The sequence below is a fragment of the Campylobacter sp. RM12642 genome, assembly GCF_020137635.1.
In the GTDB taxonomy this organism is placed as follows: Bacteria; Campylobacterota; Campylobacteria; order Campylobacterales; family Campylobacteraceae; genus Campylobacter_E.
In genome coordinates, this window is record NZ_JACGAT010000007.1 from 45664 (window position 1) to 60172 (window position 14509).

The window sequence follows — 14509 nt, forward strand, 5'->3', positions numbered from 1 at the left end:
TCCTTTTAAATTTTCTTTAAATATCCATTATCGTGCATAAATATGAAAAGCTCACCTAAAATATGTTTTTTAGTTTTTTCATTTATTAATTCCGAAGAATTTATTTTATCTTGAATTTTTTCATCAATTTCACGAATATCGTAGTCTAAATCTTCTAAAATATCCCTAATTGATTGACTTTCAATAATACTTTCAATCTCATAACCTTTATCATCAATATCAATACTAACTTGAGTTGGATGGGTAAATAAATTATGCTTCATCCCTAATACTTCTTGATAAGCACCAACTAAGAAAAATCCTAAGAAATAATCTTCTTGCTCTACATCAACATCGTGTAAAAATAAAGGACGCTTAGCAGCATCAAAAGATATTTCTCCATCACTATCACAAGTTATATCCCAAATACTAGCTGATCTTGTTGGTTGAGTATCTAATCTATCAAGTGGCATTATAGGAAATTCTTGCCCTAAGCCCCAAAAATCTGGCAAACTTTGAAACATTGAAAAATTGACCAAATATCTTTCTTGAACTTCTTTTTGAGTTCTTAATAAATGTTTTGGACTTAGCATAGAAACTGCTTTTTTACCTATTAAATGAACCAATATTTCAGCATTTGAGCGGTCTTGTAAATCTACATATCCTAAGTCAAATAAAGTTAAAATACTATCTAAATGGTCATAACTATCGTGCATATATTCTACTGCATTGCTTGGCTTTATATTTTTGTATAAGTCACATAATTCATCTATTAATTGCGGGTTTTTTTCTTTTAACTGCATTTTGCTTTCTGAATATTCTTGAGAAAATAGTTCAAGAACAGGTGCTACTAATACTGCGTGAGAACCGCTTACAAAACGACCACTTTCTATATAAATATTTGGCTCTATTTCTTGTTTTTGTGCTGCTAGAGTTTTTAGAATAAATACAATATCATTTGCATATTCACTTAAAGTATAGTTTCTTTGAGAAGTCTTTTGAAATTGTGAATACTCAATCGCTAAACCACCACCAATATCAATATTTTCAAGGTTAGTTGCACCCATTTTGCGTAATTCAAAATAAATATTTCCTGCTTCGCTTAAAGCTTTTTTTAAAGGATGTATTTCATTAATTTGTGAGCCTATATGAAAATGTATCATAGTAAAACAATCTAATAAATCATTTTCTTTTAAAAGTCCTACTGCTTCTATTAATTCAGTTGATGTTAGACCAAATTTTGAATTAATCCCACCACTTTTAGCCCAAGTGCCACTACCTAAAGAATGCAGCCTTACTCTAAGACCGATTTTTGGTTTTATCCCAAAACGCTCTTTTGCTGTTTTGATAATTACTTCAAGCTCATTAATACCTTCAATAGTTAAAGTTATATTATGCCCCATTTCAGCAGCAATAAAGCCCATTGTTATTAGTTCTTTATCTTTAAAGCCATTAACAGTTATTGGAGCATTTTCGTTGTTATAAGCCATAGCTAATAATAATTCTCCTTTACTACCAGCTTCAAGACCATAATTTAGATTTTTACCAAGCTTAACAAGACTTTTTACAAAACCAGGAAATTGATTGACTTTTAGTGGATAAACAGCATTAAAACTACCACGATAATCAAATTCTTTAATGGCATTATTAAAATTTATATAGATTTGTTCTATTTGTTTTTTAATTAAATGATTAAATCTTAAAATTATAGGACCTTTATATCCATCATCTAAAAGAGTATTTACTATATCAATAATGGCAGGTTCGCTTCCGTATTTTAAACATACCTTGCCATTTTTAATGATAAAATTATCATCTCCCCAAATATCTATGCCATAATCATTCATAAAATTTCCTTTAATTCATCGTATTTTATACTTTTTTGTTCGCCACTTTCTAAATCTTTAAAAAATACTTCATTTTTACTAGCTTCATCACTACCAATTGCAATAAAGTATTTATAGTTTTGTTTATTCGCTATATTTAAATGTTTTGCTAATTTTTTTGCTTCGTAATTTAGATTAATTATTTTTCCGTTTTCTCTTAAATTATCAACTAATTTATAAGCAATTGGCAATAATTCTTCATCTAATATACAAAAATAAGTATTTTGTAATTTTTGCTCTATATTTTTACTTCTTAAAATATCCATAACACGCTCAACACCCATAGCAAATCCAACGCCATAGCTTTTAGCTCCGCCTAAATACTCAACCAAATAATCATATCTTCCACCACCAGCTATTGCAGCCTTTGCACCTATTTCGCTACTTTCAAACTCAAATGCTGTTTTTGAATAATAATCAAGCCCGCGAACCAATCTTTCATCAATTACAAAACTAATCTCATTATCTTTTAAAATCTCTTGTAGTTTAATAAAATCAGCCCTACTCTCATCATCTAAAAACTCACTTAATTTAGGAGCGTTTGTTAAGTGTTTAGCACATTCATCGTTTTTACAATCTAATACTCTAATAACATTAGTTTGTGTTCTTTTAGCACAATCAGCACAGAATTTAAAACCAGAACTATTTTCAATGTTTGCAATATATTCTCTTAATGCTTTTCTATAGTTTTGAAGGCATTCAGGCGAGCCTAAAGAATTGATTTTTAAAGTATAAGTAATATCAAGTTTTTTAAAAATTTTAGCAAGTATCATAATCACACTAGCGTCTTCATAAACATTAGCTATATTAAAACACTCTAAGCCAAATTGATGAAATTCTCTATAACGACCCCTTTGTGGTTTTTCATAGCGAAACATTGAGCCGTGATAAAACCATCTTTTAACAACTCCAGCTTTATCCATCTTATGCTCAATAAAAGCTCTTACAACCCCGGCAGTTCCTTCAGGTCTAAGACATACACTATCCCCGCTTTTGTCTAAAAATTCATACATTTCTTTACCAACTATATCACTACTTTCTCCTACGCTTCTTTTAAAAAGCGGAGTAACTTCTAAATGTGGCACTTCAATATAGCTATAACCATAAGTTTTTGCTACTTCTTCACAAGTTTTTATAATCTTTTCGTAAATTAACGCATCATCATCTAATAAATCATTCATTCCTTTAATTGCATGTATCATTTATATACTCCTTAATCATTGTATTTATTTTATCTATACTAAGACTTGCATCTATTGTAAAAACTTTTAAATTTAAAGCCTTAAAAATCGCTTCATAATTTTCTTGAACTTTTAAAAAATATTCTACGCCTTTTTGCTCTATTTTATCAAGGCTTTTATTATTTAATCTACTTTCTAATAATTCCTTACTACCTTTAAAAAATATTATATGATTAGGTAAAACATTATTAGTTGCAAACAAATTAAAATCCAATAATTGTTTGTAATCACTATCAACTTCATAAGCTAAATGAGAAAACAAACTCCTATCAGCTATAATAAATTCTTTAGTAAAATCAATTTTTGAAAATAATTCAGCCCTATCAGCTAAAAACAAAAACATTCTAGCCTTTTTACTCATTTCTTCATTTAAAATCAATTCTCTTAATTTTATTCCTAAAGTAGTTTCGCCTGGTTCTTTTACAAAAATCGGCTGGAATTTAAAATAAGAATTTGGTAATTCTTGTAAAAGCTTAATTTGAGTGCTTTTGCCTAGAGTATCAATTCCTTCAAAAGCGTAATAATTCATTTTAAATCCTTTAAAATACTAGATGGGACTAATTTTGAAATATCTCCACCATGAGCTTTAATGCTTCTTACAATTGAGCTTGAAATAAAGGCATTTTTAAGGCTTGGCATTAAATAAATAGTGTCTATTTCTTCGTTTAATTCAGCATTTGCATAGTGCATTTGTAACTCATATTCAAAATCACTCACAGCCCTTAAACCCCTTACAATAGTATATATTTTTTGCTCTTTTGCAAAATCTACTAATAAATTGTCAAACCCTATTACTTCTACATTTAATCCATTTGTTGCATTTTTTACTAAATTAATCCTAGTTTCTAAATCATAATCAGGCTTTTTTTTATCATTTTTAGCAACTGCTATTATTAATTTATCAAAAATTTTTAAAGCCCTTTTTATTACATCTAAATGCCCATTTGTTATCGGATCAAATGTGCCTGGATAAATTGCTTTTTTCATTCGCTTTTCCATCTTTTAAATTTTTTATATTCAACTCCAAGCAAATCACACCATTTACCTATTACAAATTCTTTAAAAGAACTCTTAGAATATTTAGCGTAAATTGCAGGGGCTATTATACAGCCTAATTTATTTAATTTTAAAATATTTTTAAGCATTAATTCATTTAATGGCATTTCTCTTGGAGCTATTATGATTTTTCTATTTTCTTTAAGATTTACAGCAAAACTTCTTAGAATTAAAGTATCACTAAAACCATAACTAGCCTTTGCTAAAAAATCACTACTAGCATAATAAAACGCCGCATCAAGCTTAAAGCTTCCACTTGATACAGGTGCAGCTAAATCATCATTTTTTAAAAGAGTAATATTTGTATTTTTAATGTATTTTTTTAATTTTTTATTATTTTCTTCTTTTAAAACCTTTAAAGCACCTTTGCTAAGGATTAAATACACTTCATTTTCTTTGCTTAATACCTTAGCTAATTTTAAAGCCAAATTAACTCCACTAGCTCCATTAATCGCTACTAAAAATCTCATTTTATTAAGACCTGTTTTTCATTAATTATTTCGCCAGTTAGATTGTGTCCTTGAGTGTTTTTAAGGCGAATTCTTTGACCTTTTACACCACTTTGCAAGGCTATTAAATCAACAAACACACTCAAATCTCCATCATCTAAAATACCAACTACACTATCATCTTTATTAATTAAATAATTTGGCATTAGCATAGAGGTTTTTATAATACTACCTGCTCTTACTTTGCTTTTAAACTTAATACTATTATCAAGTGTTCTTAAAGCATTATAAGGTAATTTTGAAAAATCAATTTTTTCACTTTTTAAATCAAATAGCCCTATTTCTTCATCTTTTAAGACATCTTTTTTTAAAATATAAACCTTAGTAAGAGCTTGTAATTTAAAAGATATTTGCATATCTTTATCATTGCAATTTGCTTTAAAAAATCCTTGTTTGCTAAGATTTGGATATGTAATAATTTTGCAATTATTAATATTAGGATTAAAACTAAGACTTTTTATTTCTAAAAATTCATCTTGTTTTTTCCAATGTTTTAATAATTCATCGCTTAAATTATTGGCAAACAAAACCCCACTTAATACAAATAAACTAAATACTTTGTTCATAAACTCTTACTTTATCGTTTTGCTTAATATCACAATCAATAGGACAAATTATGTAATGAGTGCATTTATTTAATGGAGTAATTTGTCCGCTACTAAGTTTTGCATTATTAAACGGAACAAAAGTATCATTTATAATATTTCCAATAACTACATTTTCTTTATTATTTTTAATTTTTAAATCCATTGATATAGGATATAAAAAGCTTGGCTTTTCATATACAATTCCTTGCATTTTATAAATTAAAACTCTTGCATAAATTAAAGCCCCAATATAAGCGCTCATAGGATTACCCGGTAAAACCAAAATATATTTATTATCTTTAAAATATAAGCTAACAGGACCTGCAGGTTTCATTTTTACCTTAGTAAAAATAGGCTTAAAACCTAGCTCATCTAAAGCTTTTTTGATAAAGTCAGCATCACCTACACTTGCAGCTCCGATACTTACAACTAAATCAAAATTATCTAAAGCACCTTTTAAAGAATTTAAAACAAACTCATATTCATCTTTTAAAACCCCTAAATAATAAGGTTTAGAAAAACTCTTAAAAGCAGAATAAATTCCATAAGCATTAGAATTATAAACACCAAATCCATTTGAATAAGGCTCAATAATCTCAAGACCACTTGCAAAAATACCAACTTTTATTTCTTTAATAACTTCAATATTAAAAACTCCATTACTAGCTAAAATCATAATAATTTCATCAGTAATTACGCCTTTTTTGATAATTAATTCGCCTTTTTTGTATTCTTCGCCTTCATATCTTATAGCTTCACCTACTTTTAAATTATCACTTGTAGCATACATTAAATCATCTTTAATAATAGAGTTTTCAACCATTAAAACACTATCAGCACCCTTTGGCACTCTTGCACCTGTCATAATCTTTACACATTCGCCACTTTTAATCTCGCATTCACTCATATCTCCTGCAAAAATAGTCTTTAAAACTTTAAGACCATTTTTAAACTCACTAGCCTTTAAAGCATAGCCATCCATTGCAGAATTTGTAAATAAAGGAGCATTGCATTTAGCATAAAAATCATTCGCTAAAACTCTTCCTTTTGCATCAAATAAATTAACAATTTCGGTGCTTTGAATGTGATTAAGTGATTTTATATTTTCTAATGCTTCATTAATTGTCATTCTTCTTCCTTTAATTCAACTAATTTCGCACCTAATTTACTTAATTTCTCACACAAATTCTCATATCCACGCTCTAAATGATAAATTCTATGAATATTAGTAGTCCCATTTGCAGCAAGTGCAGCTAAAATTAATGCAGAACTAGCCCTTAAATCAGTTGCCATCACTTCAGCACCTTGTAAATTAGAAGTCTTAACATTGGCAATATGTCCATTTAGCTTGATATTTGCACCCATACGATTTAGCTCACTTACATGCATAAAACGATTTTCAAATAATCTTTCATCAATAATACTTTCTCCATTTGCCTTAAGACATAAAGCCATAAATTGAGCTTGCATATCAGTAGGAAAGCCTGGATATTCGCTAGTTTTGATATTTGCTGCTTTATAATCGCTTGAATATACTTTAATACTATTTTTTAAAGTTTCGTATTTAATCCCCATTTCATCAAATTTTGATAATAATGCACCCAAATGCTCTGGAATTATATTTTTAACTTCTATATTTGATTTTGTAATAGCACCTGCACAAAGATATGTTCCTGCTTCAATTCTATCAGGAATAATTTCGCAAGTAAAATCAGTATTTAATTTGGTTACTCCTGTGATTTCAATAGTATTTGTCCCAATACCTTTTATATTAACACCTGCTTTTACTAAAAACTCGCATAAATTAACGATTTCAGGCTCACAAGCTGCATTTATTATAGTAGTTACACCTTTAGCATAAACTGCTGCTAAAATTGTATTTTCAGTAGCACCAACAGAAATTTTATCAAAATGTATTTTAGCTCCAACCAACTCTCCACTAGCTTTTACATAGCCATCAACTAATTCAATATTAGCACCCATTTTCTCTAAAGCACTTAAGTGCATATCAATTGGGCGTTGTCCTATAGCACAGCCACCTGGTAAAGATACTTCGCAAATTTTAAATCTGCTAAGCAAAGGTCCTAAAACCAATATGCTAGCACGCATTTTGCGAACAATATCATAAAGTGCTTTTGTATTAAATACATTGCTTGAATCAATTGTAACGCTATGATTGTTTAGTTCATATGTAGCTCCTAAATTCTCAAGCAATCTTAACATAGTCTTAATATCTGATACTAAAGGAAGATTTGTTAAAGTGCATTTTCCTTTAATAAGTAAAGCAGCAGCAAGTAATGGTAAAGCTGCATTTTTAGCTCCACTAATTTCTACGCTACCACTTAATTTTGCATTACCTTCTATTTTTAAATATTTCATTCATTATCCTTTTGTATGTGAAAACCTGCCCAAGTTTGAGTAACAGGCATTAGTTCTATTCTATTTATATTTACATGGTCTTTTAAATTAATAATACTAATAACTGCATCAGCAATATCTTCTGCATCAAGGTATTTTGTATTTTCATAAACTTTATCAGCTGCAATTTTATCGCCTTTAAAACGCACTTCGCTAAATTCTGTCTTACATAATCCTGGTGCAATATCAGTAATTTTTATATTATTTTTTCTTACATCATTTCTTAATGCGTGACTAAATTGACCTACAAAAGCTTTAGTTCCTGCATATACATTACCACCAAAATAAGGATTATTAGCAGCAACTGAACCAAAATTAAATATGTGTCCGCCGTTTTCAAGCATTCTTGGTAAAATCAAATGAGTTACATATAAAAGCCCTTTTATATTAGTATCAACCATAGTTTCAATATCTGCTAAATCTAATTTATAAAACTCTCCTAAACCTAATGCTAATCCTGCTGAATTAACTAAAACATCAATTTTATTAAAATCATTAGGCAAATTATTTACAACATTTTTTAAAGCATTTATATCTCTTACATCAGCTTCTGCTATATATACATTATTTTTAAATTCATTTTCAAATTCTAATAATTTTTCCTTGCGTCTTGCAAGAACTACTACTTTATAATTATTCTTTAAAAGTCTTTTAGCAATCGCTTTTCCAAAACCACTACTAGCACCTGTTACAAACGCTGTTTTCATTGTTCTTTCTCCTTTAATCCTAATTTTTTTAAATACTCAATATTTTCTTTATTGTTATAAATCATCGCATAATCTAGTGCATTTAATCCAAAATTATCGCTTATCGTATAATCAGCCTTATTTTCTATAAGCAATTTTAAGGTATTTAAATTCGCTAAAGATGCTGCGTGTATTACTAAAGTCTTTGCAGGATGAATGTAAGAGCAAAAAGAAATATAATAAGGAAGATTTGTTTTTAGCTCTTCTTCACTATCAATTTGTTGTAAATTAAGATTAGCCCCATATTTCATAAGTAATTTTATAGTTTTAATATCACTGATTTCAACTGCATAAAAAATCGCACTTTTACCAAGAGCATTTACATAATTAACATTGGCTTTGTTTTCTAATAAATATTCTAATGCTTCATAATAATCAAGTGCATAAAAAATCGCACTCTCATAACCTGAATTAATATTTGTATTATTTTTAGCTAAAAACTCTATTATTTTCATATCTTTTTTAGCTAATAAAGCTATTTTTAATAAAAAATCTAACTGATAATAATTTGGGCTAATTTCGTTAAGATACGCAATGCTATCTTCTGGATTTTCTATCTTTAAAAATTCAATATAAATATCATCAAGCTTAATAAATTTATTAATAGAGCCAAAAGCTCTCATTCCTAGCCTTTGAATGAAATTCTCACAAGATTTTTGATAATTTTTAGAAGAAAGCTTTATAAAATGCTCCTTGTTATTGCTACAAAAATTATTTATTTCATTATTAAACTCATCAAATAATCTTTTATTGCCAATGCTTTGATAAGCCCAATATTGAAAATAATCATAATATTTATCATAATCTTTTATAGGATTTTGATAAATATTTTTATCATTATAAGCTTTATTTAGCTCATCTATATAATTATTTAAATTTACAAAATAATCATGTCCGTTACACTCAACATTTCTTCCGCTAATTGTCTCGGCTAATTTAAATAACTTTTCATCACTTAATTCCTTTGAAAAAACAAAAGCACTAATTAATAAAAATACAATCTTTTTCAATACAAATCCTGATAATTTAATAGCCCTAACTTTAACATTTTTAAATAATTATTTGGTATTTTTTCGCACTAGTTTTAAATAAAAAATATAATTAAGTTTGTGCTAAATCAATATATATTTTTAATACTAAAATATAAAAATTACGCTTTTTTAAAGAAATTAATATTGAATTGTTATTAGTTTTTGATAGCAAAATTAGGAATTTAAATTCCTAATCTTTAACTAAGCCTTTTTTTAAATCTCTTATTAAAAATCTAGCAGGATGAAGTGCGTGTTCGTATCTTTTAAACATTCCGCTAGGTGTGTTGTTAAAATAACTAGCAATTAATCTTGCAGATGTTATCGCACTAGATAAACCCCTTGAACCATGAGCTGTATTTATAAAAATCCTACTTCTTGGAGAATTTACTTGCGGTTTATGTTTATCAAATTGTAAAGATTTATAAAGATTTTTATATTTTTCTTCATTGAAATAAGCTCCAACAATAGGAAATCTATCTGAAGAATAACTTCTATAACCAACCCTATTACCTATTACCAAATCACTAAAATCAGCTTTAAAAATTTCTTTAAAATTATTTATATTAATATCATCATACTCTCTACTTGCTTCAGCAATTAAGTTTCTATCATAAGTAGCACCTAATAAAATAATCCCATCTTTTGCTCCAGTTATATAAGCTTTTGAGCTAATTGGGTGCTTATATTTAATTTTATTTTTTAGCCAAGTTGCCTGACCTCTTACTACTGATAATGGTAAATTACTAAAGATTTCTTTAGAATATGCACCACTAGCAAATATTACAGCATCAAAAATCATAGTCTTATTATCAAAATCAAGCTCAACTCTATCATAAAATTCTCTAAAACTATTTAGTTTATAATTTAAAAATATCCTAGTATTGGATTTTGCAAAAATTTTAGGAACTAATTTACAGGGTTCTAATGTCCCACCATCTTTTAAATATGCAAAATCAAAATGTAATTTAATTAATGGATTATCCTTTTGTAGTTTAAATCTTTCTCTTAATTCATCAGTATATGCGTGCTCTAATATCCCTTCTAGGTTATAGCCTAATTTTTTATAAAATTTTGAGCTATGCCAAAACGAAAACTGACTAAATTCTCCTAACAAACTTGATGGATTTTGAATTAATGCTGTTAATAACCCTATTTTATTTCCGCTTCCTTCGTTTGCTAAAGTATGGCTTTGCTCAAATACACTAATAGTTTTACCTAACTTTGATAGTTCATAAGCTATTGTAGCGCCTGCAATACCACCACCAATAATTGCTATATTATTAACTTCTAAATAGTTTTTATGAAAATATCCTTCTATATCATCTTGCAAATCTTTATGTTTTAATATAGCAAGAGTGCTTTCTCTTTTTATTCCCAAATTAATATCGTGTATTTCAAATCCTAATTCAATTAAAGATTTTTTAAAATCAGAATTTGAACTATAACTAACCAATTTACCAGTTAATTTTAATAGCTTTTTGACATATTTTAAAGTCTCTTTAGAAAACATTTCTTTATTTTTATTAGGAGAAAAACCATCAGCATATACAACATCAGCTAAAAAATCTAAATCTTTTAAAGCAATATTTACATCTTGAAATACCAAGTCAAGAACAACCCCATCAAATTCTATTCTATAAATTCCATCTTTGCAAGGTGGATAATCATTAATAAAATTATTATTTAACTCTATACCAAATTTATTACAAAAATATCTTATGTCATCAATACTTTGGTAATAATTTTCAATCGCTACATAATGGAGTTTTATGCCTAAATCAATAGCTCTTTTTGCACTTAAAAAGAAATTTAAACCCAATCCAAAACCAAGTTCTAAAATGGTTAATTTATTAAATGCGTTACTAAAAGCATTATCTATATAAATTCCATTTCTTTCTTTTAAAGGTTCTTTTATGTTGTAATAAAAATCATCAAAATCTAAAGAAAAAATCTCATCATTTTTTAAAATCCAATTCGCCTTTTTCATAAAACTTCCTTATTTATTTTTAACAAAATAACTCTCAATTCCATTTACAATACCATTTACCAAATAATCCTGATAAGCACTATCTGCGATATTTTTACCTTCAATAGGATGTGATATATAGCCAACCTCAATCAAAACAGCAGGCATTAAAGCACCAACTAAAACCCAAAAAGGAGCTTCTTTTACGCCACCATCTCGCTTTAAATATCCCTTAGGTATATTATTTAAAATACCACCTTGTATATCAATAGCTAACTTATTAGATGAAATAATTTTTTCTCTATTTAAAAAATTCAAAAAAGTTTGTTTAGAAAAATAATTCATCTCTTCAATATCACTTTTATTTTCTATTGCAGCTGCGTTTTTACTTCTTTCGCTTCTAGCTGGAGAGAGAAAATATGTCTCAATTCCATATATTTTATCAAATTTTGTCTTATCCCCGATAGAATTTGCGTGAATACTTATAAATAAATCACTTTTTTTATCATTTGCCATTTTAGTTCTATCTCTTAGATTTATATAAACATCTTTTTTTCTTGTTAAAAATACTTTATACCCTTTGTTTTTTAGAGCTTTTTCTAATTTTAGAACTATTGATAGAGTAATGTTTTTTTCATATCTGCCAAAAGCAGTTGCACCTACATCTTTTCCACCATGACCTGCGTCTAAAGTAATTAATAAATTTGATTTTTTAAATCCAACTTCAACTTTTTCACTAATCTCATCAGTGCTTACTTCTAAAGAATTATTATTTATATTAAAAAATATTTTTTTAGTATTCTTAGAGTATAAAACCACTCTTACCTTTTTAGGATTAAATTGTAAAACACTAATAGAGTATGTTTTAAAATCATAATTTTTCCTACCACCATTTAAAACTGCGTCAAATTCTAAAATTTGATTGTTGTTATAGCTAAAAGTTTTAATATCATCATTTGATAAAGAGTTGTTTAAAGTCAATAAAACCCCATTATCTTTTTTAACGGCTTTTGTAATTGTTATAGGTTTTTTGCTTTTATCATTTGCAATATTATTTGCAGTATTATCATTATTATCTAGCTTCGTATTTATATTACTTTCTTGTTTGTTTTTATCGTTAGTAGTAGCGTTTTTTGCATTATTATTTACTTTAGTATTATTATCTAATTCTTTTTTATCTTCAACTAAAGATTTTTTTATTTGAGTAGTATTTTCTTGCTTATTTTGCTCTTGCAAATTACCATCTATAGTAATGAGTAAAACATTATTATCAATCTTATAATCTAATTTCAAATCAGATTTTGACCTTAATACAAATCTTACTTTTTCCGGATTAAATTGAACCAAACTTACTTCATAATTTTTATCTATAAAATTTTGCTTTCCTATATCTAAAGCAGCATTAAATTCCAATATTTTATTTTTTAATTCTTTTGTATTATAGATAATACTTTTTATATTATTATCAAAATCTCCTTTTAATGATATTTCTATTGTGTTATTTGCCTTATTAATTTTAGTTATATAAGTTTTTTTTACTTCTTCTTGTTTTGTTTCTGGCTTATTTTGACTATTTATATTTTTAGAATTTAAAGTATTTGTTGTAGTTTTAGTATTTTGTGTTTTGGTATTTTGAGTATTAATTGATTTTTGCTCTTTAGCTATATCTTTAGTCTTTTTTGCATCAGTATTATTTGTGTTATTAAATGAAATCTTATTAGGATTAATACCTAAATCTTGTAATTCTTTTTGATATGTAGATGAGTCAAGTTTTAATGTTTTTGAACTTAAAATAATTCTTTTTAAAACTTCTTTTTTGGTATCAATATCATCAGAAATTATACTTTTAATATATATAGTTTTTAATCTCTGATGAATTGCTAATTGTTCTGTTTTGCTAGATAATAAAAAACTCTTATCAAAATTAACAAATTCTTCATTTAAACTACTAGCAAACAAAACAACGCTTAGTAATAATAGTAAGATTTTATTCATCTTCACCATTAACTAATTTTTCAATCAACTCTTTAACACTAATTAACTTATTTAATCTATATCCATTAGCACCTGTAAAAAATAATCCACTTTCCTTTTTTCCACTATAAGCATCATAAAGTCTTTCGGCAATACAATATCCTACCTTTTTAGCGCCCCTACCACGCTCACATGGTGCAACACAATTTGCTATACAAGAAATTTTAGGAGCAGTGCCTTCTTCTATCATTTTTTGAAGGTTTGTTCTAATACCACGAGCAGGATAGCCAACAGGACTTTTTAACAATTCTATATCTTCTTTTTTAGCATCTAATAATACTTGTTTGAATTCAAGTGCAGCATCACATTCATAAGTTCCTATAAATCTTGTTCCCATTTGAACCCCATTTGCACCTAAACTAATAGCATTTAAAATGTCATTTTTATTCCAAATTCCACCAGCTGCAATTAAAGGAATATTATCTCCCCATTCATTAAGTTCAGCTCTTACTTCAGGAATTAATTTTTCTAATTGATAATTTGGGTCTATACATTGCTCGTATGTAAATCCTTGATGACCACCACTTAAAGGCCCTTCAAGAACAACTGCATCAGGCAATCTATCGTATCTTTGAGTCCATCTTTTACAAATTATTTTAAGAGCTTTTGCTGATGATACAATAGGAATTAATGCAACATCAGGAAAGTCTTTAGTAAATTCTGGCAAATTTGTAGGTAATCCTGCACCACTAATAATTGCATTAAAACCAACATTGCAAGCGTCTTTTACTATTCTTTCATATTCGTTTGACGCGTGCATTATATTACAGCCTAATGGTGAGTCATTGCAGATTTTTCTAGCATTAGTAATTACAGCATTAAGTCCTTTTGTAGAATAAAAATTCTCACTTCCATAAGGTTTGCCATTTAGCTCTTTGTTAATATGTGCTCTATTTTCATAAAACCCAGTTCCAACCGAACTAATAATACCTAAAGCTCCATTTAAACTAACATTACCAGCTAATTTATCCCAACTTATTCCAAGTCCCATACCTCCTTGAAATACCGGCACTTTTAATGTAAAATTTCTTATTTTTAATTCTGGTAAGCTCATTA

General features: G+C 27.5%; 13 protein-coding genes. All 13 read right to left on the reverse strand.

What is annotated here, in order from left to right; genetic code table 11:
• Window positions 1-5: 5 nt before the first annotated feature.
• The 13 genes from speA to AVBRAN12642_RS04280 all read right to left on the reverse strand — a co-directional run bounded on the left by speA (window position 6) and on the right by AVBRAN12642_RS04280 (window position 14507).
• The gene (speA, locus tag AVBRAN12642_RS04220; protein ID WP_336607144.1) at window positions 6-1826 is read right to left on the reverse strand and encodes a biosynthetic arginine decarboxylase; all 1821 of its coding nucleotides are present in this window, start codon (window positions 1824-1826) and stop codon (window positions 6-8) included.
• Entirely contained in the window at window positions 1823-3067 is a 1245-nt protein-coding gene (gene hisS / locus AVBRAN12642_RS04225; RefSeq protein WP_336607145.1) for a histidine--tRNA ligase, read from the reverse strand. Before hisS ends, speA begins: the two co-directional genes overlap by 4 nt.
• Window positions 3051-3635, reverse strand: coding sequence for a dTMP kinase (gene tmk / locus AVBRAN12642_RS04230; RefSeq protein ID WP_214117563.1), 585 nt, complete (start codon window positions 3633-3635; stop codon window positions 3051-3053). The genes hisS and tmk overlap by 17 nt, the downstream gene beginning before the upstream one ends.
• Entirely contained in the window at window positions 3632-4093 is a 462-nt protein-coding gene (coaD, locus tag AVBRAN12642_RS04235; RefSeq protein WP_239803706.1) for a pantetheine-phosphate adenylyltransferase, read from the reverse strand. Before coaD ends, tmk begins: the two co-directional genes overlap by 4 nt.
• On the reverse strand, window positions 4090-4632 hold the full coding sequence (locus tag AVBRAN12642_RS04240; RefSeq protein WP_214117565.1) for a UbiX family flavin prenyltransferase: 543 nt from the start codon (window positions 4630-4632) through the stop codon (window positions 4090-4092). The genes coaD and AVBRAN12642_RS04240 overlap by 4 nt, the downstream gene beginning before the upstream one ends.
• The gene (gene flgA / locus AVBRAN12642_RS04245; protein WP_336607146.1) at window positions 4629-5237 is read right to left on the reverse strand and encodes a flagellar basal body P-ring formation chaperone FlgA; all 609 of its coding nucleotides are present in this window, start codon (window positions 5235-5237) and stop codon (window positions 4629-4631) included. Before flgA ends, AVBRAN12642_RS04240 begins: the two co-directional genes overlap by 4 nt.
• Window positions 5221-6387, reverse strand: a complete 1167-nt coding sequence (locus AVBRAN12642_RS04250; protein ID WP_336607147.1) for a molybdopterin molybdotransferase MoeA — start codon at window positions 6385-6387, stop codon at window positions 5221-5223. Before AVBRAN12642_RS04250 ends, flgA begins: the two co-directional genes overlap by 17 nt.
• A complete protein-coding gene (gene murA / locus AVBRAN12642_RS04255) occupies window positions 6384-7637 on the reverse strand; it encodes a UDP-N-acetylglucosamine 1-carboxyvinyltransferase (RefSeq protein ID WP_214117568.1) in 1254 nt (417 codons plus the stop codon). The genes AVBRAN12642_RS04250 and murA overlap by 4 nt, the downstream gene beginning before the upstream one ends.
• The gene (locus AVBRAN12642_RS04260; protein ID WP_214117569.1) at window positions 7634-8383 is read right to left on the reverse strand and encodes an SDR family NAD(P)-dependent oxidoreductase; all 750 of its coding nucleotides are present in this window, start codon (window positions 8381-8383) and stop codon (window positions 7634-7636) included. Before AVBRAN12642_RS04260 ends, murA begins: the two co-directional genes overlap by 4 nt.
• On the reverse strand, window positions 8380-9432 hold the full coding sequence (locus AVBRAN12642_RS04265; protein ID WP_336607992.1) for an ankyrin repeat domain-containing protein: 1053 nt from the start codon (window positions 9430-9432) through the stop codon (window positions 8380-8382). The genes AVBRAN12642_RS04260 and AVBRAN12642_RS04265 overlap by 4 nt, the downstream gene beginning before the upstream one ends.
• Before the next feature lie 211 nt (window positions 9433-9643).
• Window positions 9644-11440 carry a bifunctional tRNA (5-methylaminomethyl-2-thiouridine)(34)-methyltransferase MnmD/FAD-dependent 5-carboxymethylaminomethyl-2-thiouridine(34) oxidoreductase MnmC gene (mnmC, locus tag AVBRAN12642_RS04270; RefSeq protein WP_214117571.1) on the reverse strand — a complete coding sequence of 599 codons (1797 nt, stop codon included), beginning with the start codon at window positions 11438-11440 and terminating at the stop codon, window positions 9644-9646.
• A gap of 9 nt (window positions 11441-11449) precedes the next feature.
• Window positions 11450-13414 carry an N-acetylmuramoyl-L-alanine amidase family protein gene (locus tag AVBRAN12642_RS04275; RefSeq protein WP_336607993.1) on the reverse strand — a complete coding sequence of 655 codons (1965 nt, stop codon included), beginning with the start codon at window positions 13412-13414 and terminating at the stop codon, window positions 11450-11452.
• Window positions 13407-14507, reverse strand: coding sequence for a nitronate monooxygenase (locus AVBRAN12642_RS04280; protein WP_214117573.1), 1101 nt, complete (start codon window positions 14505-14507; stop codon window positions 13407-13409). The genes AVBRAN12642_RS04275 and AVBRAN12642_RS04280 overlap by 8 nt, the downstream gene beginning before the upstream one ends.
• Window positions 14508-14509: the final 2 nt, after the last annotated feature.